The sequence below is a fragment of the Micromonospora sp. NBC_00362 genome (genome assembly GCF_026342155.1).
Classification (GTDB): domain Bacteria; phylum Actinomycetota; class Actinomycetes; order Mycobacteriales; family Micromonosporaceae; genus Micromonospora; species Micromonospora hortensis.
In genome coordinates, this window is sequence record NZ_JAPENH010000001.1 from 447,503 (window position 1) to 472,608 (window position 25,106).

Sequence of the window (25,106 nt, forward strand, 5' to 3'; positions counted from 1 at the left end):
TGGTGTGGAGCTGTCGCTCAGATCGGTCGGCCGTCGTGACCGCACTTGATCACGGGACGGATGCAGTCCTGGACCCGGCGGGCAAGCTCCGCCACCGGCCAGGCGTTGAAGAAGTCGCCGTGCATCGTGTAGCCCGGCCCGGAGGCCAGCCGGAACCGCGACGGGTCGCCGGTCACCGGGTACCGAAGCACCTGGCGCAACTTCGGCACGTGCACCGGGTGGGTGCTCGGGCAGGCCTGGTTCACCGGGTACGCCAGGTGGCTCTTGTGGTCGGGCGAGTCGAGGTCACGGCCGTTCCAGCACTGCGGGAAGTCCAGGTACGACTCCAGCATGGTGCCCGACGGGCAGTTGACGAAGTCCTTCGACGGCGGCACGTGCCCGGCGTGCAGGCAGGACCAGCGGGCGATGCTGTCGTTCGGCCCGGTGGCCTTCGCGTTGCCGGCGACGAGCCGCAGCCCCAGCGGGAACGGCTGGGTGTTCGCGACGACGTCGGCGCGTACGCCCTCGCCCAGGTAGTAGAACGTGGCGATCGCCGGTTCCACCGCGACGTTGTCCCGATACAGGGTCGGCACCCAGTACGACGAGACGTCCACCCGCGGGTTGCAGGTGGTGGGCGAGTTGACCAGGTCCGGGAGGGTGGTCCTGGCGTTCGTCACGGTGCTGCCGAAGAAGCTGTGCATGTGCGACGCACCGGGCAGCCCGGGGAAGACGATCGGGTCGTCCGGCAGTCGGTGGCTGTAGGTGCAGTCGGCGGGGAACTCGGCGACCCGGATGGCGTTGGCGCCGAAGTCGGCGCCGGCTTGGCCGGGGGCGGCGTCGGCCCGGTTGGTGGTGGACACCAGGAACGTGCCGAGTAGCACCAGCAGGGCGCCGATAGCCGTGGCGACGCGCAGGCGGCGGGGGATGCCGGAGAGGGGTGCGGCCCTGTCCATCTCGTGACTCCTGTCGGGGGACGGGTCAGGGACAGCTCCGGCGCCGCCGCCGAAGGCATCGGAGTTGTGCCTGGCCAGACTTGGTGGTGGCCGGTTGGGCCGGTGCGAGAGAGCGCTCTCACTGCCCCCCAGCCTCACGCTGAAGTCGACAATTGTCAATACGTGCCGCAGATGGTGGAAAGACGACGAAGGGCCGGGCCCCGTGGTGGGGGTCCGGCCCTTCGTCGTTCGTGGTGGTGGGGGGTCAGCTGGTGGCGTAGCCGCGGGTGGCGATCCAGTCGGCGAGGTGCTCGACGCTGATCCAGTAGGAGGCGGTGTTCGGGTCGGCGGAGTCGGCGATCTTCACCGTGTCGCCGTTGTCGTGGTAGCCGACGACGCTGATGTAGTGCCCGCCCTCGTAGGAGTGGGTGACACCGTCGGTGTCGGTGCTGGTGCCGGCGATGTTCGCGACCACGGCCCGGCCGTCGTCGACGGTCTTGACGATGTCGGCGCGCAGCTTGTCGGTCTGCGTGGCGTCAGCATCCGGGGTGCTGATCTCCACCGACCGGTAGGCGTCAGCCTTGCCGGTTTCCTTGTTCAGGACGGGGGTGATGTCGTTGATGGAGTTGGTGCCGGCCTCGGTGGTGCCCATCTCCTTGGCCATGTCGTCGACGTTGATGTTCTTGCCTTGCACACTCAGGGCGTTGCGGGTCGCGGCGGGCCCGCAGTAGTAGAAGTTCGGCTGCGCCTCGTAGCGCACACCCAACTCCCGCTCACCGTGACCCTTGCGGTCGGTCTGGGTCTGCGTGGCCGGCTTGCTGGTGGTGGGTGCGGCGAAGGCGGTGGTGACGGGGCCGGCGATGGCGCCTCCGGTGAAGGCGAGGCCGGCGGCGGTCAGGGCGGTCTTACGGATCAGATCGGTACGCATGATGGCGTGCTCCTCTGCATCGGGGGTGTGCCCGCACGGCACTCAACAGGGGGGTGGCGCGACCGTGCGGGAAAGCTTGTGCCCGGCGACCCGCAACAGGGGGGTCGGCGTCGGGACGGGGTGTAACGGTTCGCGGTGGCGGGTCATTCCCGCAGGGTGTCGGCCGGTTGCGGTGCTCGGCCGGACGGGGGGTGTAACCGGGGCGGCCTGGCGGGTGTTCCCGGCGGCTGCCGCGCCCGGCCGCCGTTGTGGTGCTCGGCGGTGCGGGGGGTGTAACCGGGGCGGCCTGGCGGATGTTCCCGGCGGATGTTCCCGGCGGCTGTCTCCCGGCGGGAGGGCCTGGCGGGAGGGCCTGGCGGCTGTGCCGGCGGGGCCGGCGCAACCGTGACCCGGACTGTTGCGGTGGTCTGTCAGGTATAACGACCCGGCCCGGCCACCGATTCCGCCGTCGGGGTGGCCTCAACCACCCGACACGCGACGTCAAACCCGACAAAACACCCACCCTGTCGGCCCGCCAAACCCGACACGGCGGCCACGGCGACCTGATCCACTCGGGTTCCGACAGTCGCGGTGTCCGGGTGCCGGGGACACCCCGACATCATGAAAGTCGAGTCGATCAAGCCGGTCTGGGCCATTCGGCGCGCCCACGACCGGCCTAGGGCGTCGTGTAGCCCGGCGGCCCGGTTCGGGTTAGCGCGTCGTTTGGCCCGGTCCGGGTCAGCGGGCCCTGCGAACCCGACGCAAGATCGTGCTCGATCCAGGAAGCAGGCCCTTCCCCATCCCACGAGGCCACTACAACCAGGATCGAGCACGATCATGCGGACCTGGGCAGGCGCCGGCCGGTCCGACGCGGCGTCAGTGTGCCGCGAACCCGGCACGGCGGACGGGTGGCGGCTCACCGGCACCTGCGGGGCGGCACCTGCGGGGCGGCACCTGCGCGGCGACACCTGGCGGCGGCACCTGCGGGGCGGCACCTGCGCGGTAGCACGCGCGGGGCTACGGCCGGCGGGGTGGTCCCGACGTGCGGGTGGGGCAGCCCGAACATGTCGGACTGCCCCACCCGGGAGCACAGGGACGGGATCAGAACCCGAGGACGCTCCGCCCGCCGACAACCGGCAGTCGCAGTTCGCTGTCGTTCGGTGCGACCCGCAGCTCGGTGCCGCCCAACGGCAGCAGGGTGTACTCCTGGTCGCTGGAGAAGACGACCACGCCGATCCGGTGTCCCGCCGGGAAGATGTAGTCCTTCGGCTCCATGGTCCACCGGTAGTCGTACAGCTTGCCCTGCTTGACCGGCTCGGTGCGCGCGGCGCTCTTGCGGTTCTGCGGGTCCATCCACCCTCGCGTCACCACGGTCGGGGCGGCGGTCGACCCGGCCGGGCCGTAGTCGACCAGGTACGCGGTGAGGTTCGCGTCCGGCTTGTTGTCGATCGCCATCCGCAGTCGCATCTCCGGACGCCCGGAGATGCGCACGCTCTGCGTCAGCTCGGGGGAGCGGTAGGCGAGTCGGTTGGCGCTCGCGGTGTCCGGGTTGGACACCAGGGTGTCCGGGTGGATGGTCCGGCCCTCGTCGACGAAGCTCTGCTCGACCTTGGCCTTCGGCGGCTTGCCGGTGGTGAGCGCGCCGGGTGCGGTGCCGTCGGTGGCCGCGAAGCGCAGGCCGACCTCCCGCGCCGCCGGGTCGGGCCAGTTGGCGTACGTGGTGTAGGCGCGGTCCTCGCGCTGGAGCACCGCCGTCGGCTCGTCCATGATGCCGTTGCGCACGTTCCACAGCCAGAAGTCGAACCAGCGGTTCTCGGTCTGCTTGTAGGTCCACGTCTGGCCGCTGGGCAGGGTCACCGAGGCGCTACTGCCGGGACCGCCGTGGCCGCCCTGGTGCAGCCAGATCTTGCGGGGCACGTCGCGCTTGGCGAGCTGGTCCCACCAGCCGGCGAAGTGTTCGGTCTTCACGTTCCAGTCGTTGAGGCCGTGTACGACGAAGACGCTGGCCTTGACGTCGCGGGCGTCGAGGTAGTCGCGGTCGCGCCAGAACGTCGAGTAGTCGCCGGTGACCCGGTCCTGCTTCGCGGTGATCTCCGCGAGTTCGTCGGCGCACTGCCCCTCGGCGCGGGCCTGCCCGGCGGTGTACTGGGCCAGGATGTCGAGGTCCTCGCCCTGGAACGTCCCGGGCGCGACTACCAGACCGTTGGCCCGGTAGTAGTCGTACCAGCTGCTGATCGCGGAGACCGGCACGATGGTCTTGAGCCCCTTGACGCCTGTGGTGGCCACCTGGTTGGGCAGCGTCCCGTTGTAGGAGACACCGGTCATGCCGACGGCGCCGGTGGTCCAGCCGGCGGTGACCGCGGCGCCGTTCGCGTCGTACCCCTTGGCCCGGCCGTTGAGCCAGTCGATGACCGCCTTGGTGCCGAGCGTCTCGGCCTGGTCCCCGCTGGTCGGGCAGCCGTCCGAGTCGCCGGTGCCGACGCTCTGGCCGAGCACCACCGCGTACCCGCGGGGCACGTAGTAGTCGTCCAGCGAGCCGGGCAGGTTGGCCTTGGCCTGGGCGCGTTGTGCGTCGGCGTCGAGGGCGCGACGCCCGTCGCGGTCGGTCAGGCCGTTCTGCGGCAGGTCGTCGACCAGCACGCTCGGGTACGGCACGTCGCCCCAGGTGCCCTTGCGGTACGGGCTGTGCTCGAAGATGACAGGCACCTTGAAGCCCTGGGTGGCGGTCTCCCGGGGGCGGGAGATGTCGATCGCCACCCGGTCGGGCCGACCGTCGTGGTCGGTGTCCACGGTGGTCTGGACGAACACCCGCTCCTCGATCGCGTCGGCGAGCGAGAACACCGGTTGGGTCATGCCGTCACTGACCACGATGCCGGTGGGCGTGGTGGGCGTGGGCGGGGCGGCAGCTGCGGGTGGGGCTGCGCTGAGGGCCAGAGCGCCGGACACGCCGACGCTCAGGAGTGCCAGATGACGGGGTCGACGCATGCGCGTCTCCCTTCGGTTGGGCTGGTCGCCGGGGGTCGGCAGGGGCCAATCTCGAAGATCCATTCGTGGTCATGCTAGGTCCGCCGGGGCGTCCCGTCGATCCCCTCGCCTGTCCACCGTGGTCGGTCAGCGGGGGTCGGTCAGGGGGTCGGTGGCGTCACCGCGATGATCAGGTGGGCGCGCTGGTCGCTGGCGTTGCGGTAGAGATGCGCCAGGCGCGAGTCGAAGGTGACCGACTCGCCGGCGGTGAGGGTGTACGACTCACCGCCGATCTCGGCGACGACCTCGCCGGTGATGACGATCGCGCATTCGGTCGACGGGTGCGCCCACGGTTCGGCCGAGCTGGCGTCGCCGGGTGCGAGGTGGGCCTGGAGCACCTCCAGGTCGCCGCGGCCGGGGGTGAGTCGTTCGTAGGTGATCTGGCCGGGTGGCGCGGCCAGTCTGGTCCGGGCGCCGACGCGGCTGACGTGCACGGGTGGCGCCTCGGGCTCGGAGAACAGCTCCGCGATCGAGGTGTCGAAGACCTGGGCGAGCTTCCGCAGGGTGGAGAGGCTGGGGTCGGTCGCGCCGTTCTCGATCTGACTGAGCAGGGCGGGGGACACGTCGGCGGCTGTGGCGAGCTGACGCAGCGTGAGGGAGTGCTGCTGACGCAGATCGCGGAGTCGGTCACCGAGCATGTGTCCTCGTTCCAAATACAGTGTGGCTGAATCTTGATTGACCAAACTATACGGCCATGTTTAGGATCACTAAACATCAGGCGGCGATGTTCAGCTCAAGTGAACAAGCCGCATCGAGGCGCGAACCGGACGCCTGCCGCCCGGTCTACATCCAACCCCGAGACGACGCCCCCGAGAAGCCCGCGACGCCGTCATCCCATCGGCCCGGCCGATGCGTGGTGTCGCCCGCCGGACGTCGACGCCCCGCGGATCCCGCACGGCGGGCCGCGCGATACGAAGGTAGGAACAGCATGTCGGTGTCTCCCCGCCGGCTCCTCGCCGGAGCGTCCGCTCTGGCGACGCTGGCCGTCCTCTCCGTCAGCGCCTGCAGCGCCGGCGGCAGTGGTGGAAACGCGAACGGTACGGCGAAGACCCTCACCGTGAACACCTCGTTCGTGCTCAAGACCCTCGACCCCGGCCGGGTCTACGAGGCAACCGGTCTGACCGCCGTGCACGCCCTCTACGACACCCTGCTCACCTTCAAGGGTTCGGACGTGAGTAAGCCGGTCCCCGCGCTGGCCGAGTCGTACCAGGCGTCGCCGGACGCCACGACGTTCACCTTCAAGCTGCGGCAGGGCGTGACGTTCGCCGACGGCAGCCCGCTCACCGCCGACGACGTCGTCTTCTCGCTCAACCGGTTGAAGAACATCAAGGGCAGCCCCGCGGTCACCGTCAGCGGCCTGACCGTGACCAAGACCGACGACAGCACAGTCGTGGTCGCCTCGGCCACCCCCGACCCGAACATTCCGGTGGTGCTGTCGATGCCGTCCACAGCGGTGATCAATTCCAAGGTCGCCAAGGAGCACGGCGCCCGCGACGGTGCCGACGCCGCCCAGGGCGACACCGCGCAGCAGTACCTGGACACCAACTCCGTCGGCAGCGGCCCGTACGTGCTGAAGTCCTACGACCCCTCGTCGCAGGTGGTGTTGGAGGCCAACCCGAAGTACTGGGGCACGAAGCCGCAGTTCTCCCGGGTGGTGCTGCGCAACATGGATGTGCAGACCCAGAAGCTGACCATGCAGCGCGCCGAGGCCGCCGAGATCTCCCTGGACATCTCCGGCAAGCTCCTCGACGGACTGCCGGGCACCCTGCAGACCTCCGGAGTGCAGGACACCGTCTACTTCCTCTTCCTCAACGCCGACCCGGGCGTCTCGGCGGTCACCTCGAACCCGAAGTTCAACCAGGCCCTGCGCGCCGCGATCGACTACCAGGGCATCGCCGCCCTGTACGGCAAGGGCGCCGCCCCCGGCGCCGGGCTGGTCGCGCCCGCCTTCCCGGGCGCGCTGCCAGCCGGCGAGGAGTCCAAGCGGGACGTGGCAAAGGCCAAGGCGCTGCTCACCGAGGCCGGCCTGACCAACCCGACGGTGAAGTTCACCTACCCGGCCATCACCTACAAGGGTGTGGACCTCGGCACTGTGGCCACCAAGGTGCAGGGCGACGCCGCCGAGGCCGGCATCAAGCTGGAACTCAACCCGCAGCCGCTGACCACGTTCCTCGACGAGATGCGCGGCGGGAAGTCACCCCTCGGATTCACCCCGCAGAGCCTGAACTACCCGGTCGCCGACTCACTGATCAACAACATGGCACCGGGCCAGGCGACCGCGCTGCGTTCCGGCTGGACGGTCGAGCGGGCCGACCCGGCAGTGGTAGCCGCCGGCAAGAAGGTCACCGCGACCCTCGACCTGGCCGGCCGGGCCACCGCCATGCAGGAGTGGCAGCGGCTGATGAACGCGTCCTCGCCGTACCTCGTGTTGGCCAGCAACTCCTCCACCGTCGTGGCGACCACTGACCTGACCGGGGCGGACTACACCGCCGCCGGTTGGCAGGTGGACGTCGCCGCGGTCGGCCGCAAGTAGTCCCGACGACATGACGACAGTCCACGACGGTGAGCCGGGCGCGGTCGCCACGACCGCGTCCCGGCCCCGGGGTGCCCACCCGCTGCTGACCTTCCTGGCCAAGCGGGTGGCGGTCACCGCCGGCCTGCTGCTCGGCGTCACAGTGGTGACGTTCGGTCTGGTCAACGTGGTGCCCGGTGACCCGGTCACCGCCAACCTCTCCGACCAGGCGCTCAACGACCCCGCCGCGGTGGCCGCCTTCCGCGAGAAGTGGGGCCTGGACCAGCCGCTCTGGGCCCAGTACCTGCACTACCTGGGCAACCTGCTGCACGGCGACCTCGGCCAATCCCAGCAGACCGGGCGGGCCGTCCTGGACGACCTGCTGCACTACGTGCCGGCGACCCTGGAACTGGCTCTGCCGAGCATGGTGCTGGCGCTGCTCATCGGCACCGGGGTCGGCATGCTCGCGGCGGTCCGCAACGGCCGGTTCACCGACCAACTGGTCCGGGTCGGCGCCCTGCTCGGGCTGTCAACCCCGCCGTTCTGGCTGTCCCTGGTGGTGCTCTACGTCTTCTTCTACCAGCTCGGCCTGGCCCCCAGCGGCGGACGACTCTCCACGGACTTCAGCCCGCCGCCCACCGTCACCGGCATGTACACCGTCGACGGGGCGCTCGCCGGGCAGTGGGACGTCGCCTGGGACGCCGCCCAGCACCTGTCCCTACCGGTGCTCGTGCTGACCTCGCTGACGGTGGCGATGCTGGTCCGCTTCGTCCGCTCGGCGATGCTCGAGGTGCTCCAGCAGGACTACATCCGGGCCGCGTACGCCAAGGGTCTGCCGACCCGGGTGGTGCTGCGCCGGCACCTGCTGCGCGCCGGCCTCGTCCCGGTGGTCACCGTCTCCGGCCTGGCGTTCGCCTCGCTGCTCTCCGGGACGGTGCTGGTCGAGAGCATCTTCGGCTGGCCCGGCGTCGGCCAGTACGCGTACCGCAGCGCCACGGCGCTGGACCTGCCCGCGATCCTCGGCGTCAGCCTCTTCGTGGCACTGGTCTACACGCTGGTCAACCTGACCGTCGACCTGCTGTACGGGCTCATCGATCCGAGGATCCGGTTGTCATGACGACACGTGCAGACCCGAAGGCGGAGCAGGCCCTGGGCCGACGCCGCTGGCTCGGCCGACTGCGTGGCGGCTCGACCAGCCGACCGGTCTGGCGTCAGCCGGTCACAGTGGTGGCGTTGACCATCCTCGGTGGGTGGTTGCTGCTGGCGTTGCTCGCCGACGTCGTCGCACCGTACGACCCGCTGGCGCAGAGCGCCGACACGTACGCGTCGCCCTCCGGGGCGCACTGGTTCGGCACCGACTCGCTCGGCCGCGACATTCTCAGTCGGGTCGTCCACGGCGCCCGCCTGTCCATCCCGCTGGCCCTGGCGATCGTTTCCCTTGCCCTGCTTGTCGGCGGGCTGCTCGGGCTGGTCGCCGGATACGTCGGCCGGTTCGTCGACGAGGCGCTGATGCGCCTGACCGACCTGGTGTTCGCGTTCCCGCAGATCATCCTGGCCATGGCGGTGACGGCGGCATTCGGCCCGAACACCCGCAACGCCGTGCTGGCCCTGGTCATCGTCTCCTGGCCGGTCTACGCCCGGGTGATCCGCAGCGCCGTGCTGAGCATGCGCGGCGACGACTATCTCAACGCCGCCCGCCTGCTCGGCGTCGGGCCGATCCGGGCGTTGCGCCGCGACGTGCTGCCCAACAGCATCGGCCCGGCGATCGTGCTGGCCACCCTGGAGCTGGGCAACGCGGTGCTGCTGCTCGCGGCCCTGTCGTTCCTCGGCCTGGGCCCGCGCCCGCCGGCCGCCGAGTGGGGCTCGATGGTGGCCCTCGGCGCGCAGGACCTGTCGATGTGGTGGGTCAGCGTGTTCCCCGGCCTCGCCATCCTCACCGTGGTGATGGCCTTCAACGTGCTCGGCGACGCGCTGCGCGACCGGCTCGACCCCCGCTACACGAAGGGACGCTGAGGTGGCACCGCTGCTCGACGTCGACTCCCTGGCCGTCACTCTGCCCTCACCGCGTGGCCCGCTGCCGATCCTGCACGACGTGTCGTTGACAGTCGACGAGGGGGAACTGGTCGGCATCGCGGGGGAGAGCGGCTGCGGCAAGAGCCTCACCGCGCAGACCCTGCTCGGGCTGCTGCCCCCGGGGGCTGCGGTCACCGGCTCGGCCCGGTACGCCGGCACCGAACTGCTGAACCTGGACGCCCGGGGCTGGCAGCGGGTCCGTGGCGCCGGCATCGCCATGGTCTTCCAGGATCCGAGCGCGGCCCTGCACCCGATGCTCACTGTCGGGCGGCAGCTCACCGAGCACATGCGGGTGCACCTGCGGATGGACCGTCGAGCTGCCGGCCGCCGCGCGGTGGAGCTGCTCGATCAGGTTCGCATCCCGGACCCGGAGCGGGCGCTGCGCGCGTACCCGCACCAGTTCTCCGGCGGAATGCGGCAGCGGGTGGCCATCGCCATCGCGCTGGCCGCCCGGCCCCGACTGCTGATCGCCGACGAACCGACTACCGCCCTCGACGTCACGGTGCAGGCCGGCATCCTCGCCCTGCTGGAACGGCTGCGCGCCGAGACCGGGCTGGCCGTCGCGTTCATCACCCACGACCTCGGGGTGCTCAGCGCCCTCACCACCCGTGGCTACATCTTCTACGCCGGACGGGTCGTCGAGACCGGCCCGACGGGCAGCCTGCTCACCGCCCCCACCCACCCGTACACGGCCGCGTTGCTCGGCGCCCGACCGCACGGCACCCAGACCGGCGGGACGTTGCGGCCCATCCCGGGCGCCCCGCCGGCACCCGGAGAGGCGCCGCCGGGCTGCCCGTTCCAACCCCGCTGCGAGTACGCCGAACCGTCCTGCGGCGAGGCCCCGCCCCCGCTCACCCCCGCCGGAGCCGACCGATCGGTGGCCTGCGTGGTCCGTCCGCACCTGGAGGTGGCCGCGTGAACACCACAGCGCCCGCGCGACTGTCCTTCACCGACGTGGAGGTCGAGTACCGCTCCCGAGGGCGTGGCCGGGTGCGGGCCGTCGCCGGGGTCAGCCTGGAGGTGTCGCCCGGCCAGATCGTCGGGCTGGTCGGCGAGTCCGGCTGCGGCAAGTCCACACTGGCCCGCGTCGCGGTCGGGTTGAGCGCACCGAGCGCCGGCACCGTCGAGTACGCCGGCCGACCGGTCACCCCGCTGGGCTGGCGGCCCCGCTCCGGCGCCGAGGTCGGCCTCCAGATGGTCTTCCAGAACCCGTACGCCTCGCTGAACCCCCGGCGCACCATCGGCTCCCAACTCCTCGACGGCGTGCCGGCCGCGGTCACCGGGTCGGCCCGCCGAGCCCGGGTGCACGAGCTGCTCGAACGGGTGGCCATGCCGACCAGTGCCGCCCAGCGGTATCCGCACCAGTTCTCCGGCGGTCAGCGGCAGCGTCTGGCGATCGCTCGCGCGCTCGCCCCGGAACCCCGGATGATCATCGCGGACGAGCCGGTCACCGCGCTGGACGCCTCGTCCCAGGCCCAGGTGGTCAACCTGCTCGTCGGGCTGGTCCGCGACCTCGACATGGGCATGCTCTTCATCTCCCACGACCTGGCGCTGGTGCACGAGATCGCCGACGTGACCGCCGTGATGTACCTGGGCCGGATCGTCGAGGCCGCACCCACCCGCGAGCTGTGGCGCGAGCCCCGACACCCGTACACCCGGGCGTTGATCGACGCGGTGCCGCAGATCGGGACCACCCCGCGCCTGCCCGCCATCCTCGCCGGGGAGGTGCCCGACCCGGCCAACGCGCCCACCGGGTGCCGTTTCCGGCCACGCTGCCCGCACGCGTTCGCGCCCTGCGGGGAGCAGCCACCCACAGTCGACCTGGGCGGCCGCAGCGTCGCCTGCTGGCTCACCGACTCCGCGACGGCCCCGACCGCCGCGCGCTCACTCTGAGGACGCCCATGCGCAAGCCCACCGAACAGGTCCTGGTCAATCTCGCCCTCTACGACGGTGTCCAGGACGCCCTCCAACCGGATCGCGGCATCTGGATCGACGCCGAGGGGATGATCCGTGCCGTCGGTCAGGTCGACGACGTCCTCGCCGAGGCCGGCGCGGCCCGCGTGGTCGACCTGGGCGGCGAGCACGTCATGCCGGGTCTGACCAACATGCACGTCCACCTCTCGCTGGGGCTGCCCGGCCACCTCGCCGACACGGTGCACGGCGCGAACCTGGCCGAGCTGGTGCTGCTGATGGCCGACTCGGCCCGGCGCACCCTGCACTCCGGTGTCACCACCGCCCGCCTCGTCGGGGAGAGCCGATACGCCGACTTCGCCCTACGCAGGGGGATCGAGGCCGGTGCTGTCGACGGCCCGCGCATCTTCACCGCCGGGCACGCGCTCTGCTGCACCGGCGGGCACGGCTGGGACGCCGACGCCCTGGAGGCCGACGGCGCTGACGGGTTCCGGCGGGCCACCCGCGAACAGCTCCGCGCCGGCGCCGACCTGATCAAGGTCTGCATCTCCGGCGGGATCGCCGGCCAGCACGAGGCGATCGACACCCCGCAGCTGCTCGACGACGAGATGGCAGCTGTCATCCGCGTGGCGCACGACTGGGGGCGCAAGGTCACCGCGCACGCCGGCCCGGCCGACTCGGTCCGCCGCGCCGTCGAGCTGGGCCTCGACTGCGTCGAGCACGGGTACGAGCTGACCGACGACGTCACCCGACTGATGGCCGACCGGGGTGTCTGGTACGTGCCGACGATCGTGGTGAGCCGCTGCGAGCAGTTCTTCCGCGACTCCGGGGTGCCCGGCTGGCTGATGGACCGGGCCCTCGCGGCCGGTCCCCGGCACTGGGAGAGCCTCCAGCACGCCATCCGCAACGGCGTGCCGATCGCCCTGGGCAGCGACATGCCCCCGCACGCCGGCTACGACGAGACCACAGCGACCGTTCGCGAACTGGAGTTCATGGTGGACGCGGGGATGCCCGTCGCGGACGCGCTCAAGGCCGCCACCACCCGCCCCGCGCAGTGGCTGGGTCGTGCCGACACCCTCGGCACCGTCGAGGCCGGCAAGCACGCCGACCTGCTGGTGCTGCGCGACGACCCGACCCGCTCGGTCTCCGCGTTGCGCACCCTGCACGCGGTGCTGAAGGGCGGGGTGGCGTACCGCGACGACCACGGCCGGCTCGGCGTACCGCGATGAGTAGCATCACCCAGGTCGCCGACGGGTACCTCGACGCGCTCGCCGAGCTGGACCCACAGGCGGCCGAGGCGGTGGGGCGTACGCCCGCGTCGCACGTCCCGGATCTCTCGCCGGAGGGGTTCGACGCCCGCGCCGAGCTGGCCCGACGCACCGCGACGGCCGCCGCCGCGGCGACCACCCACGGCCCCGGTGAGCGATCCCTGGCCGATGCCCTGCTGGACCGGCTGGCCAGTGAGGTCGACCTGTACGACGCGGGCTTCACCACCCGACTGCTCGCCCCGCTGGCCACCCCGGTGCACCTGCTCCGGCAGCTCTTCGACACCCTGCCCCGGCACACCGAGGACGACTGGGCGGTGGTCGCCGTCCACCTGCGCCAGGTGCCCGAGGCCCTCGCCCGGTACGCCGAAACGCTGCGTCGGTCGGCGCAGCGCGGACAGTTGGTCGCCCGCCGGCAGGTGCTCGTGGTCGCCAACCAGTGCATGGCCTGGACCCGCGCGGACTTCTACGGGCGGCTGGTGGACGGCTACTCCGGCGGCCCACTCGCCGCGCAGCTGCAATTGGGTGCGCGGCTGGCGACCGCCGCCACCGCCGGTTTCGCCGCGTTCCTCCGCGCGGAGCTGGCACCCGCCGCATCCGCTGTGGACGGTGTGGGCGGCGACCTCTACCGGGTCACCGCCCGCAGCTTCCTCGGCGCGACGGTCGACCTGGACGAGGTGTACGCGTACGGCTGGGCGGAGTTGGCCCGCACCGCCGCCGAGCTGCGGACCGTCGCGGGCGAGTTGGGCCACTCGCGGGTGGCCGCCGCGCGGGCGGCCCTGGACGCCGACCCGGCCGGTCGGGTGGCGGCCGGGCCCGCCCTGGAGGAGTGGCTGCGCCAGCGCACCGAGCAGCTGACTGATGCCCTCGACGGCACCCACTTCGACATTCCGTCCGCCACGCGCCGGGTGGTGTGCCGGATCAGCCCCGCCACGTCCGGGGTCATGTACTACACGCCTCCCGACCCGGCGTTGACGCGTCCCGGCGCGATCTGGTGGTCGGTGCCCACTGGCGAGTCGACGGTGCCGGTGTGGCGGCACGTCGGCACGCTCTGCCACGAAGGGTTGCCCGGCCACCACCTGCAGCACGCCGTCACCCTCACCACCGCCGCCCTGCACCCGTGGCAGCGCACCCTCTGCCAGGTGCACGGGTACGCCGAGGGGTGGGCGCACTACGCCGAGCGCCTCGCCGACGAGATCGGCCTGTACGCCGGCCCGGCCGAGCGGCTCGGCATGCTCGACGGACAGATGTGGCGGGCCGCTCGCGTGGTCATCGACCTGGGCCTGCACCTCGGGCTGCCGATCCCGGCCGGCAACGGTTTCACCGAGGAACGCCGCTGGACGCCCGCGCTCGCGGTGGACGTCCTCACCCGCGTCGCCGGCCTGGACGCCGAGACCGCGCGCTTCGAGGTCGACAGGTATCTCGGCTGGCCGGCGCAGGCCCTGGCCTTCAAGGTCGGCGCGCGACTGTGGCAGCAGGCCCGCCGCGACGCCGAGCGCCGCGAGGGTGCGGCCTTCGACCGGAAACGCTTCCACCACACCGCGTTGGCGCTCGGACCCATGGGACTGGATCCGCTCCGCGCCCGCCTGGCCGACCTGCCCTGACCCCCCGCACCGCCGTACCCGATCGGAAGTGACAGCCGATGAGCGATGAGCTCCGCACCACCATCACCGACCTGTACCGGTCCCTCGGCGACCGGCAGGCCTTCGACGCGCACCTGCACCCCGACCTGACGTTCTGGGAGTCCGACGCCGACGGACTGCTGTCCGGCCTGCCGGCGCTCGACGACCTGCGGGACCGGCGGGCGACCCGGGCGACGGGGCCGGCGCCGATCTCGGTGGCGCCGGAACACCTGGGTGCCGACGCCTGGGGCGACACCGGTCTGGTCCGCTACGTGCTGCGGGCCCGCTTCGCCGACAACCGGCCGGACGAGTGCTTCCGGGTGACCGACGTCCTGCGCCGCGAGGACGGCTCCTGGCGCATCGTGCACCACCACGCGGAGGCCGTGCGATGAGCGCCGAGGAACCCACCACCGACCTGTACGACCTGCGGATCGTGGTCGAGCGGATCGAGGGCCGCTCGGTGTGCGGCCTGAAACCGGGCGACCACATCGACCTGACCGGCTCCAACCGACTCACCATCCCCGCCGGGGGGCACTTCTGCCTCTACGCCCTGGCGGCGTGCCTGCCGTTGCTGCCGGCGAAGCAGCGGGCGCTGGCCGAGGGCGACTGGATGGCCCGGGACAGCCACGTCGCCTGCCCGGACCCGGACGAGCGGCTCATCATGCGCATCGAACGAACCGGCCTTCAGCGCATCCCCACCGAGGAGTTGACGTGAGCGCTGGGCTGGTCGGCATCGGCCTACAGTCCGACAAGTCCGCCGACGAGTACGCGGAGCTGGCCGAACTGACCGAGCGGCACGGCTTCGACGTGCTGTCGGTCTTCGGTGACCTGATGTACCAACCCCCGATCTTCCCGCTGCTGGTGGCGGCCCGGCACACCCGGCGGATCCGCCTGGGCGCGGCGTGCCTCAACCCCTTCACCATGCACCCGGTGGAGGTCGCCGGTCAGGTGGCCGCGCTGGACCTGGCCTCACGGGGCCGGGCCTACCTGGGCCTGGCGCGGGGCACCTGGCTCAACGAGATCGGTGTGCCGCAGGTCCGTCCGATCCGGCGCATCGTCGAGACGGTCGCCGTCGTACGGCTGCTGCTCGCCGGTGACGACAGTGGTTTCCAGGGCGGGGAGTTCACACTCGCGCCGGGCACCTCGCTGCGGTACACACCGGCCCGTGCCGACGTGCCGGTCCTCGTCGGCACCTGGGGGCGGCAGACCGCACGGGCAGCGGCGGGCTTCGCCGGCGAGGTCAAGGTCGGCGGGTCGGCCAACCCGGCGATGGCCCGGATGATGCGCGCCTGGCTGGACGACGCGGCGGTCGCCGACCCGGACGGCACCGGTGTCGTGCTCGGCGCGGTCACCGTCGTCGACGAGGACGGCGCGCTGGCGCGCCGGGTGGCCCGCCGTGAGGTGGCCATGTACCTCGCGGTGGTCGCCGCCCTCGACCCGACGATCGAGGTGGACCCGGAGCTGCTGGGCCGGATCAAGCAGCACGTCGGCCGGCGGGAGGACGACCTCGCCGGCGCGCTGATCGGCGACGACCTGCTCGATCTGTTCGCCTTCTCCGGCACGCCCGAGCACGTCGCCGGACAGGCCGCGGCGGTGTTCGACGCCGGGGCGAGCCGGGTGGAGTTCGGCACCCCGCACGGGTTGACGCCGCACGGCGGCATCGACCTGCTCGGCAGGCGGGTGCTCCCACTGTTACGGGCGTGAAAACCTCCTCGTCGAAGGCTCCCCGAAGATCGTTCACCTGCATATGATCTTGCCGGAGTCGTCCGAAGAGGCGGCTTCGTCCACATTAGACGAGGAGCGACATGCTCAGGAAAACGCGATGGCTGTTGGCCGTCGCCGTCACGGCCACGACGCTGACCGCCCTACCGGGCGGCGCCGCCACGGCCGGACCCAGCGACATCGGTCGGACCGGCGCACCCGCAGCCACGGCCGACGGCAAGACGCACACCGTCACCCTGCTGACCGGGGACGTGGTGACCGTACGAGACACGGGATCGGGCTGCCCACAGGCCACGATCCGGCCGGCCGACGAGAACGCGGTGATCCACCAGAGCTGCGGCCCCGACGGTCACCTGCACGTCATCCCCGCCCGCGTCGCGTCCCAACTCGGCTCGGTCCTCGACCCCGACCTGTTCGATGTCACCACGCTGATCGCCGACGGCTACGACGACGACAACGCGGCCGAGCTGCCGCTCATCGTGCAGCCCGCCACCGCGTCCGCCCGGGTGGCCGCGCTCGGTGACGTGCTGTCGTTGCCCAGCATCGGTGCGGTCGCCGGCCGCGTACCCAAGAAGAGCCCGGCCACGGCGAAGCTCGCCACCAACTCGCTGCTCGCCGGCGCGAAGAAGGTCTGGCTCGACCGCAAGGTCCGGGCCACCGCCCTGACCGGCGGTGGGCGACCGGCCGGCCTGGACCGCAACCTGGGCCAGATCGCCGCGCCGGACGCCTGGAAGGCCGGCTACACCGGCAAGGGCGTCCGGGTAGCGGTGCTCGACACCGGTGCCGACTTCACCCACCCGGACCTGGTCGGCCGGGTCGCCGACCGGGCCGACTTCACCGTCGAGGGCGGTGACGCCGTCGACCACAACGGCCACGGTACGCACGTCGCCTCGACCATCGCCGGCACCGGCGCGGCCGCCCACGGTCAGCGTCGCGGCGTGGCACCGGACGCCAAGCTGGTGGTCGGCAAGGTTCTCGACGACAACGGCTTCGGCGACGACTCCGGCATCATCGCCGCCATGGAGTGGGCCGCCACCCGGGCCGACGTCATCAACATGAGCCTCGGCGGCAGCGACCCGGACGACGGCAGCGACCCGCTGTCGCTCGCCGTCGACGCTCTGAGCAAGTCCACCGGCGCGCTCTTCGTCATCGCCGCCGGCAACAGCGGCGGCGCCATCTCCTCGCCGGGCTCGGCCGCCAGCGCGCTGACCGTCGGCGCTGTCGACCGCAACGACAAGCTCGCCGACTTCTCCAGCCGTGGGCCGCTGGTCACCAGCAACGTGGCCAAGCCGGAACTGGTCGCCCCCGGCGTCGACATCGTCGCCGCCCGGGCCGCCGGCACCAACCTCCAGGACCCGATCGACAGGTACTACGAGGCCATCAGCGGCACCTCGATGGCGAGCCCGCACGCGGCGGGCGCCGCCGCGCTGCTCGCCCAGCGCCACCCGGACTGGAGCGGTGAGCGACTCAAGGCCGCCCTCGTCGGCGCCGCCGACCCGCTCAGTGGCATCGACCCGTACGCCGTCGGCGCCGGTCGGCTCAACGCGGTCCGGGCCCTCGGCGGCACCACCAGCAACCAGCCGGTGGTCAACCTCGGCACCTTCGCCCACCCGCAGTCCGGGACCAGCGAGACGAAGCTGACCTGGACCGGTGAGTCGACGGCCGTTCTCGACCTCGACGTGTCGATCGTCAACCACGACGGCCAACCGGTGCCGCGCGGCGCGGCGTCGCTCTCGACGACCCGGCTGACGCTCAAGCACGGCGCCACCGCCGCGGCGACCCTGCGGGTCAACCGTGCGGCGCTGGCCGCCCGACCGGGCTTCTACCTGGCCACCGTCACCGCCCGTTCCGGCCGCAAGCTGGTCGCGACGACCCCGGTGAGTTTCTTCGTCGAGCAGCCCAGCTACGATCTGACGATCCAGACGAAGCCGATGCCGGGCCTGAAGGACGGCGCGGAGAGCTGGATCAACCTGATGGTCACCAACCTCACCGACCCGGTGATCTACTACGGCGGCGCGGGCGGCACGCCCGGAGACACCTTCACGGTGCGGGTGCCGGCCGGCCGGTACGCGATCCTCGGCGCGTCCGTCGCCTACTACGTCGACAGCGACGTCCTGGAGACGACGCTCGCCGCCGAAACCGACCTGGAGGTGCGCGGCGCCCGAAGCGTGACGCTCGACCCGGCGCGGGCCAAGCCGGTGACGGCGACTGTCGACGGGGTGCCCACCACGCCCACCCGGACCGACCTCACCAACGTCCAGACCGCGCCGAACGGCCTGTCCTGGTGGCACCAGATCAGCGGGTACGGGGCGAAGACGACGGTCCGCACCACAGCGCTGCCCAAGCCCACCGTCGGCTCCCGGCGCACCTGGGCGGCGGTCAACCTGGACTCGCCGGCCGGCACCGCTACGCCGTACCGCTACAACCTGGTGCACGAGTACGCGGGCGGCGTGCCGACCGACCCCGCCTTCCGGGTGAACATGGCCGAGCAGGCCACACTCGCCCGGATCGAGGAGCGTTTCCACCAGGTGGACTCGGAGGGGATGGTCACCCAACTGATCCGCAGCGGCTTCACCGCGGACGGGGTGCCGGTGACGCAGACCCACGAGGGCAACCTGCCGCCGTACCGCACCGACTACCTCTCGGCCGGCTACCGCTGGGCCGACGAGGGTGTCTACGGTGGTCTGTCGGCCCAGGAAGCCCCCCGCACCTACCAGCCGGGCAGCCGTCAGACCAAGGTCTGGGCGCGGCAGCCGCTGCACTCCGGCTGGTACGACGACCCGGCCGGCGTCGACCACAGCTGCGCCACCGCGCCGGCACGGACCCGGGGCAACCTGCACATCGACCTGGTGTCGCTGACCGACCAGCACCAGCGGGCCGACTGCCTCCAGGGCTCCGCGATCGGGGTGAACCGCAAGCTGTCGTTGTACCGCAACGGGAAACTGGTCGAGGAGCGGGACCGCCCGCTCGCCGACTTCACAGTGCCGCAGCAGGTGGCCGACTACCGGCTGACCCTCGACGTCGACACGAGCCTGATCCTGCCGATCTCCACTAAGGTCAACACGTCGTGGACGTTCCGGTCGGCCGGGCCGGACGGCACCGGGAGCGTCCCGCTGCCGCTGCTCGCCGTGGACTACGCGCTGCCGATGGACACCAACAACCACGCCACCGGCGGAACGGCGGAACTCGCCGTCCGGCAGATGCGGGGCATCAAGGCGCAGAAGGTGACGTCGTTCCAGGTCTGGACCTCGACGGACGACGGTGCCACCTGGAAGTCGGCCTGGGTCACCGGCAGCGGCGACAGCTACCGGGTCGCGCTGCCGACGGCCGTCGCCGGGCAGCCCGTGTCGTTGCGGGTGAAGGCCGCAGCCAACGGCGGTAGCGGAATCGACCAGACCATCATCCGGGCGTACCACGCCGGCTGATCGTCGACACTGTGGTGCGGCCCGGCTCCGGCCGGGTCGCACCACCTCGCCGTCGGAGCGGTGCTCATCTCGGGGTGGCTCGTGGCGCTCTCCTGGCGAACACGCGACGAGGTTGCCTGACCGTTGAGGCGGTTCTCGTCGTAGGCAGGTGACAGCATCACGTCATGGCCACAGCGAAGCAGCCAGCAACCGTTCCGACCGCGATCAGCGTCAACGACTTCCTGGCCAGCATCCCCGACGAACGTAGGCGGGCCGACGCAGGGCGGCTCCGCGCGATCATGGGTGAGCTGACCGGGGAGCCGGCGGTGATGTGGGGCCCGAGCATCGTCGGCTTCGGCAGCTACCACTACACCTACGAGAGCGGGCGTAGTGGCGACGCGGCCCTGGTGGGGTTCTCGCCGCGCAAACAACACCTCGTCCTCTACCTCACCGGCGACGGTCTCGAGGAGCGGGACGCCGCGCTCCTTGCCCGGCTCGGCCCGCACCGCGCCGGAAAGGGGTGCATCTACCTGAAGCGGCTCGACGACGTCGACGAGCGCGTGCTGCGGCAAATGGTCGAGCGGACCGTCCAGGCGCACAGGGGCGTCGACCGGGCCAGCCGCCGATGAACCGCCGACGTCACTGGCCCTCCCAGACCGCCTTCGCCCCGGAGTCGCCGGTGCGCACCACGTAATACACGGTGACGGCGGCGGCCACCAGCGACAACACCTGCAACGCCAGGGTCAGCGGCCGACCGGGCCGTCCATCCGCGCTGGCGTCGGCGGCCCTCGGCGGGACGAGCCGGACCAGCGCCAGGGCCACCACGCCCAACCCGATGCTGGTGTAGAGCGTCATGTCACCGAACTCCTGGTGGGCCTCCAGCTTCGGCAGGAACTCGGGGGTGACCCGGTTGGCGGCGCGCAGCCGCTCGAGGAAGGCGTCGCCGGAAAGCTTCGTCAGCAGGGCGGCGACCGGCGCGCCCACGGCGAGCAGCCCCAGCACCCACCGGGTGTGCGGCCGGATCGGCGGGACGAACGCGTAACCGACAGTCAGCACGGCCAGCAGCGGCACGAACGCGACAGCGGCGTGCAACAGCAGAGGGTGGGCCGGGATGCCCATGAACTCCTCGAACATCGGCGTCTCCTCCGGTGGCATCGGCCTGGACGTTGATCGTCCACACAGGGACGCTATCGGTACCACGCGGGCGTGTCATCCCGCCGATCGCTCAGGTCGCCGCCGCACGGACGCCGAGGCCGACCAGCAGCACGCCGGTCAGCCGATCGAGCAGTCGCCGCACCGATGCGGTGCGCAGCAACCGGGCGGCGGCGCCGGAGACGACCGTCCAGCCGGCGAGCCAACAGGTGGCAAACGCGGCGTGCGCGGTAGCGAGCAGCAGCATCGGCACCAGCACCGGTCGGCCCGGTTCGAGGAACTGTGGCGCCAACGTCAGGTAGATGGCGGCGGCCTTGGGGTTCAGCACGTTGCCGAGCAACCCTTGCAGGTACGGGTGGTCCACGCGCCAGGGCAGCCTTCGGGCGGAAACCGTCGGTCGCCGTCCCGGCCGCACGCGACGGCGTGACGCGGACCAGAGCATCCAGAGCCCGAGCCCGACCAGATAACCGGCCCCGACCAGCTTGACCACCCAGAACGCCTGCGACGAGCGGAGCACAAGCGCGGCCAGGCCGACAGCGGCCAGCGTGGCGTGCACGTAGAGCCCGGTCACCGTACCCAGGATCACCCACCAGCCCTGCCGCCGCCCGCCGCTGGCGACCCGCGAGACGACCAGGGTCAGGCTCGCGCCCGGCGTGGCGGTGATCGGCGCGACGGCGAGCAGGAAGCCGAGCACCGCGACCCCGTGCACGCTCAAACCACCACCCGGTAGTGGGTGGTGAGCAGCCCGGCGTCGTCGTACACGTGGAACGCGACGCCGGGCGGTTGGGTCTGGGTGGTCAACGGGCCCTCGCCCTCCCACGGCATCCGCAGCGTGGAGACCACACCAGGGGCAATCCGCAGTGGACGGCCCGCGAAGGTGCTCGCGGTAGCGGTGTGGAAATGCCCGGTCAGCACCGCGACGACCTGCGGGTGGGCGGCGACGAGTTCGGCCAGGGGGTCGGCCGGCAGAAGCCGCATCGGGTCGATGACCGGGTGGTGCAGCACCACCGGCGGGTGATGCAGGGCGATGAACGTCGGCGTTGCGGCCGACACCGAACCCAACTCGTCGGCGAGCCAGGCCATCGTCTCCTCGTCCAGGTGACCGTCGTCCGCGCCGGGCACTGAGGAGTCGGCGAGGAGGAAGACCGCCCCGGCCACGTCGTGGCGGGCGTTGATCGGGCCGGTGCCGCCGCGGTCGTCCCCGAGCAGACCCTTGCGGTACGCGTCGCGCACGTCGTGGTTGCCGGGGCAGACCATGACCGGCAGCGGGGAGTCGAAGAGCCTCGCGGCGGTCTCGTACTCGGCCACCTCGCCGTGCTCGGCGATGTCCCCGGTGATCAGGATCGCGTCGACAGGTCGCGGCAGGCCGTGCAGGTAGTCCATGACCCGGGCGGTCCGCTCGGCTGACCGGGGATGGCTGTCGAGGTGGGTGTCACTGAGATGCGCGATGACCAGCACGAAGGCCCTCCTAATGGCTATTGGTGTCGAAGCCGTTAGGGACGCTACTCCGGGTCAGGTCGGCCACCGCAGCGCGATAGCCGCCGCGGTCAGCTCCGCGAGCGCGGCAGGCAGTCCTTCTTGTACTTGAGACCCGACCCACACCAGCAGGCGTCGTTGCGCTCCGGCGGCCAGGCGATCCGTGCGCTGGGCCGCGCCGACACCTCGGCCGCGTAGCCGGCCCGGACCGCCGCGTCGGCCGGATCGCCGCCGCGCCGACCGGCGAACGCGGTCAACCCGGCCACCGTCGCGCCGAACACGCCCAACCCCGCCTGACCGGCACCCCGCAACCGAACCAACTCCGTCTCCAACCGGCCCCGGTGAGCGTCCCAGTCCGGCCCGTACACCTCGGTGAGGGCGGGGTGCTCGGCGAGCAGGCGATCGAACTCGGCCCTTGGCCAGAAGAGCAGATCCGACTCGGCGTCCCGACGCTCCCCGGCACGACGCACGAGCTGGGTCTCCAACCGGTCCGCCAGGTCGTCCTGCCGGTCGTGCGGCAGGTTCAGATTCCGGCGTACCCGATGCCGTTGCTGCAACAGGAAGAAGGTGACACCGGGCGCGTCCGGCGGACCGAGATCGACCACCGGGTCGATCGTGGTGCTGGCCGGCCCGGACGCGGCGGTCGCGCGTTCGTTGAGCACTGTGTCGACCGCCTCGCTCAGCCACGTCTCGGCGGTCGCCGAACGCCCACCGGCGTCCAGCGCGGCACTGACGTAGGCGGGAGCGTCGGGCTGCACGAGCAGCAACGGGCGCAACGCGGTCAACTCCGCCATCGCCTCGTCGTCGCGCCCACCGGCCCGGAACAGGGCGCGGACCCGCAGCGCCCGGGCGAACCCGGCCCGAGGATCATCGCCGGACGGATATGCCTCCAGGGCCTGCTCCGCGTACCGCAGCGCGGCCTCGGGCCTGGCCCGGATCTCCGCGATCTCGGCGGCCAGCGTCAGCGCGTCCCCGGCGTCGTCCGGATCCTCCAGCCGGCCCTGCTCGGCGGCCTGCGCGAGGGTGGCGGCGACACCGAGCGGATCGGCCGTCCCGAGCGCCGAACGGCGAAGGTCGGCGAGGTCAGCCTTGGTGAGTATCTCTCTCGTCGGCACGATCTCACGGTACGTCGGGGTGCTCACGGTATGCGGGCAGATCACCTGTTACGCCGCTCTCATGCCGCCCGGGGGCGGACTACGACCACGCGCCGGCCGCCGCAGCCCGGGTGGCGTAGGTGTCGAAGTCGAGCGGGTCCCGTCCGAGAACCCGACGCACCCCGTCGGTCGGTTCGGCGAGATGGCCCGCCCGCATCCCGGCGAACAGGGCGTTCAGCGCCGTGGCCGTCTCCGCCGGATAACCCTCGGCGAGCAGCTCGACGTGGTACTGCTCCGGGGTGAGTTCCACGTAGCGGATCGAATGGCCGGTCACCCGGGCGATCGTCGCCACCGCCTCGGCGAAGGTGAGCGCACGAGGACCGGACAGGTCGTACACCTGTTCGTGGTGACCGGGCGACGTCAACAGGGTCGCGGCCACATCGGCGACGTCCTGGACGTCGACGAACGGCTCCGGCGTGGCGCTCATCGGCAGGGCCAGCCGACCGTCGAGCAGTGGTTGGCGCCACAGGTCCTCGCTGAAGTTCTGACTGAAGTTGTTCGCCCGGATGATCGTCCACTCGATGCCGGACTTCCGCACCGCCTCCTCGGCGGCGAGCATGCCGGGGGAGAAGTCACCGACCCGGTCGATTCCCCGGCCGGAGAGCGCCACGAACCGGCCGACACCCGAGTCGACCGCCTGGGTCACGAAGTCGGCCGCCAGCGCGGGGTCCTCCGGCGCCAGCAGGTAGACGGCCGAGGCGCCCGCCAGGGCAGGTCGCCAGGTGTCCCGCCGCGACCAGTCGAACCGCACCTCACCGGAGCGAGAGGCAGCCCGGACGCGCCGGCCCGTCGCCCGCAGCGTCTGGACCAGCCGGCGACCGGTCTTGCCGGTGCCGGCCATCACGAGAATCGAAGGTGCGTCAGTCGTCATGACCACGAGTCAACGCGCCCGGTCGAGGGCGGGACATGTCCTGTCGTACGCCAGGCATGTCCGATCGTCCGCGGTCCATCCTCCGCGATCTATCGTCGGTGACATGGACCCGTTCGACAATCTGCTGCGCGGTCTGCACGCCGACGGCGCGGCCTTCGGCCGGTCGGTGCTGACGCCGCCTTCGGCCCTGCGGTTCACCGACGGCGCCCCGCTGACGCTCTGCGTCCCGATGCGCGGCGAAGGCTGGATCTCCCATCCGGAGAGCGACAAGCCTCGCCTGGTCCGGGTCGGCGAGGCGGCCACCGTGCGTGGGCCCGCGCCGTTCGTGTTCGCCGCCGAGCCCCGGTCGAGCTTCGAGCCCGGGGAACTGCGAGACGTCCGGCGCGGCCAGACCGGGGTGGCCGACCCGGTCGGCGCGGACCACACCGACCGCCTCGTGCTGCTGGTCGGGGTCTACCACGTCCGGCGTCGAGTGCCCCAGCGGTTGCTGGGCGCGCTGCCGCCGGTGCTCGTCGTGCCGGAAGACCAGGACTGCGCCGCGCTGCGCGACTACCTGGACGCCCAGCTCGACGCGGGTCGGCCCGGACGCCAGGTCGTGCTGGACCGCCTGCTGGACTGGTTGTTGGTGTGCACGGTGCGGGACTGGTTCGACCAGCCGGAGGCCGAGGCGCCCGGCTGGTACCGCGCGCTGAGCGACGACACGATCGGCCCGGTGCTGCGCGCCATGCACGACGCGCCGGGCCGGCCGTGGACCCTGGCCAGCCTGGCCGCGCAGGCCGGGGTGTCCCGGTCCACGCTGGCCAAACGGTTCACCGCGATGGTGGGCGAACCGCCGCTCACCTACCTGACCGACTGGCGCATGACACTGGCCGCCGACATGCTGGCCGAATCGACAGCGACCGTCGCCGCCGTGGCGCGTCACCTCGGGTACGCGGACGCGTTCGGCTTCAGCGCGGCCTTCAAACGCGTGCACGGCATGAGCCCCAGCGGGCATCGACGGCTCACCCGGGTCGACACCACGGCGGCCTGAGCGGCTGCTCTTCAGGCCCAGAGCCGGTCGACGAGTGGTCGCAAAACCAACCAACCACTGTCATCTGCCGTC

General features: G+C 71.8%; 22 protein-coding genes. 13 read left to right on the forward strand and 9 right to left on the reverse strand.

Going from position 1 to position 25,106, the window contains the following annotated elements; genetic code table 11:
• Positions 1–17 precede the first annotated feature (17 nt).
• From OG992_RS01980 to OG992_RS01995, 4 genes are all read right to left on the reverse strand, one after another.
• Positions 18–932, reverse strand: coding sequence for a DUF1996 domain-containing protein (locus OG992_RS01980; protein WP_266302127.1), 915 nt, complete (start codon positions 930–932; stop codon positions 18–20).
• A gap of 244 nt (positions 933–1,176) precedes the next feature.
• Complete coding sequence (locus OG992_RS01985; RefSeq protein ID WP_266302128.1) at positions 1,177–1,839, reverse strand: C39 family peptidase; 663 nt, start codon at positions 1,837–1,839, stop codon at positions 1,177–1,179.
• 1,080 nt (positions 1,840–2,919) lie between these two features.
• Entirely contained in the window at positions 2,920–4,803 is a 1,884-nt protein-coding gene (locus tag OG992_RS01990; RefSeq protein WP_266302129.1) for a Xaa-Pro dipeptidyl-peptidase, read from the reverse strand.
• 140 nt (positions 4,804–4,943) lie between these two features.
• Positions 4,944–5,480 carry a helix-turn-helix domain-containing protein gene (locus OG992_RS01995; RefSeq protein WP_124772961.1) on the reverse strand — a complete coding sequence of 179 codons (537 nt, stop codon included), beginning with the start codon at positions 5,478–5,480 and terminating at the stop codon, positions 4,944–4,946.
• A gap of 290 nt (positions 5,481–5,770) precedes the next feature.
• Here OG992_RS01995 and OG992_RS02000 point away from each other — a divergent pair, with 290 nt between their 5' ends.
• The 12 genes from OG992_RS02000 (at position 5,771) to OG992_RS02055 (ending at position 19,980) form a co-directional block, all read left to right on the forward strand.
• Complete coding sequence (locus OG992_RS02000; protein WP_266302130.1) at positions 5,771–7,375, forward strand: ABC transporter substrate-binding protein; 1,605 nt, start codon at positions 5,771–5,773, stop codon at positions 7,373–7,375.
• Positions 7,376–7,385: 10 nt separating this feature from the next.
• Positions 7,386–8,471, forward strand: coding sequence for an ABC transporter permease (locus OG992_RS02005; RefSeq protein ID WP_266302131.1), 1,086 nt, complete (start codon positions 7,386–7,388; stop codon positions 8,469–8,471).
• On the forward strand, positions 8,468–9,367 hold the full coding sequence (locus OG992_RS02010; protein WP_238686951.1) for an ABC transporter permease: 900 nt from the start codon (positions 8,468–8,470) through the stop codon (positions 9,365–9,367). Before OG992_RS02005 ends, OG992_RS02010 begins: the two co-directional genes overlap by 4 nt.
• 1 nt (position 9,368) lies before the next feature.
• Positions 9,369–10,346, forward strand: coding sequence for an ABC transporter ATP-binding protein (locus OG992_RS02015; RefSeq protein ID WP_238686952.1), 978 nt, complete (start codon positions 9,369–9,371; stop codon positions 10,344–10,346).
• Positions 10,343–11,320 (forward strand): ABC transporter ATP-binding protein, encoded by a 978-nt coding sequence (locus OG992_RS02020; RefSeq protein WP_238686953.1) that lies wholly within the window; start codon positions 10,343–10,345, stop codon positions 11,318–11,320. The genes OG992_RS02015 and OG992_RS02020 overlap by 4 nt, the downstream gene beginning before the upstream one ends.
• Before the next feature lie 8 nt (positions 11,321–11,328).
• Positions 11,329–12,567: an amidohydrolase family protein gene (locus OG992_RS02025; protein WP_266302132.1), complete on the forward strand. Its 1,239-nt coding sequence runs from the start codon at positions 11,329–11,331 to the stop codon at positions 12,565–12,567.
• The gene (locus tag OG992_RS02030; RefSeq protein ID WP_266302133.1) at positions 12,564–14,207 is read left to right on the forward strand and encodes a DUF885 domain-containing protein; all 1,644 of its coding nucleotides are present in this window, start codon (positions 12,564–12,566) and stop codon (positions 14,205–14,207) included. Before OG992_RS02025 ends, OG992_RS02030 begins: the two co-directional genes overlap by 4 nt.
• A gap of 38 nt (positions 14,208–14,245) precedes the next feature.
• On the forward strand, positions 14,246–14,617 hold the full coding sequence (locus tag OG992_RS02035) for a nuclear transport factor 2 family protein (protein ID WP_266302134.1): 372 nt from the start codon (positions 14,246–14,248) through the stop codon (positions 14,615–14,617).
• On the forward strand, positions 14,614–14,940 hold the full coding sequence (locus tag OG992_RS02040) for a TIGR04076 family protein (protein WP_238686957.1): 327 nt from the start codon (positions 14,614–14,616) through the stop codon (positions 14,938–14,940). Before OG992_RS02035 ends, OG992_RS02040 begins: the two co-directional genes overlap by 4 nt.
• Positions 14,937–15,929, forward strand: coding sequence for an LLM class flavin-dependent oxidoreductase (locus tag OG992_RS02045; protein ID WP_266302135.1), 993 nt, complete (start codon positions 14,937–14,939; stop codon positions 15,927–15,929). The genes OG992_RS02040 and OG992_RS02045 overlap by 4 nt, the downstream gene beginning before the upstream one ends.
• 101 nt (positions 15,930–16,030) lie before the next feature.
• Positions 16,031–19,372 carry a S8 family serine peptidase gene (locus tag OG992_RS02050; RefSeq protein WP_266302136.1) on the forward strand — a complete coding sequence of 1,114 codons (3,342 nt, stop codon included), beginning with the start codon at positions 16,031–16,033 and terminating at the stop codon, positions 19,370–19,372.
• Positions 19,373–19,536: 164 nt separating this feature from the next.
• The gene (locus OG992_RS02055) at positions 19,537–19,980 is read left to right on the forward strand and encodes a DUF1801 domain-containing protein (protein WP_266302137.1); all 444 of its coding nucleotides are present in this window, start codon (positions 19,537–19,539) and stop codon (positions 19,978–19,980) included.
• Positions 19,981–19,990: 10 nt separating this feature from the next.
• Here OG992_RS02055 and OG992_RS02060 read toward each other — a convergent pair whose 3' ends face one another.
• From OG992_RS02060 to OG992_RS02080, 5 genes are all read right to left on the reverse strand, one after another.
• Positions 19,991–20,485, reverse strand: coding sequence for a DUF2231 domain-containing protein (locus OG992_RS02060; protein WP_266302138.1), 495 nt, complete (start codon positions 20,483–20,485; stop codon positions 19,991–19,993).
• A gap of 91 nt (positions 20,486–20,576) precedes the next feature.
• Positions 20,577–21,212 (reverse strand): LysE family translocator, encoded by a 636-nt coding sequence (locus OG992_RS02065; protein ID WP_266302139.1) that lies wholly within the window; start codon positions 21,210–21,212, stop codon positions 20,577–20,579.
• A 2-nt stretch (positions 21,213–21,214) separates the two neighbouring features.
• Positions 21,215–21,961, reverse strand: coding sequence for a metallophosphoesterase (locus tag OG992_RS02070; protein WP_266302140.1), 747 nt, complete (start codon positions 21,959–21,961; stop codon positions 21,215–21,217).
• 89 nt (positions 21,962–22,050) lie between these two features.
• Positions 22,051–23,094, reverse strand: a complete 1,044-nt coding sequence (locus tag OG992_RS02075) for an SEC-C domain-containing protein (RefSeq protein WP_266302141.1) — start codon at positions 23,092–23,094, stop codon at positions 22,051–22,053.
• Positions 23,095–23,173: 79 nt separating this feature from the next.
• Positions 23,174–24,004: an NAD(P)H-binding protein gene (locus tag OG992_RS02080; RefSeq protein ID WP_266302142.1), complete on the reverse strand. Its 831-nt coding sequence runs from the start codon at positions 24,002–24,004 to the stop codon at positions 23,174–23,176.
• Between the two features lie 103 nt (positions 24,005–24,107).
• Here OG992_RS02080 and OG992_RS02085 point away from each other — a divergent pair, with 103 nt between their 5' ends.
• Positions 24,108–25,034 carry an AraC family transcriptional regulator gene (locus tag OG992_RS02085; RefSeq protein ID WP_266302143.1) on the forward strand — a complete coding sequence of 309 codons (927 nt, stop codon included), beginning with the start codon at positions 24,108–24,110 and terminating at the stop codon, positions 25,032–25,034.
• Positions 25,035–25,106 lie beyond the last annotated feature (72 nt).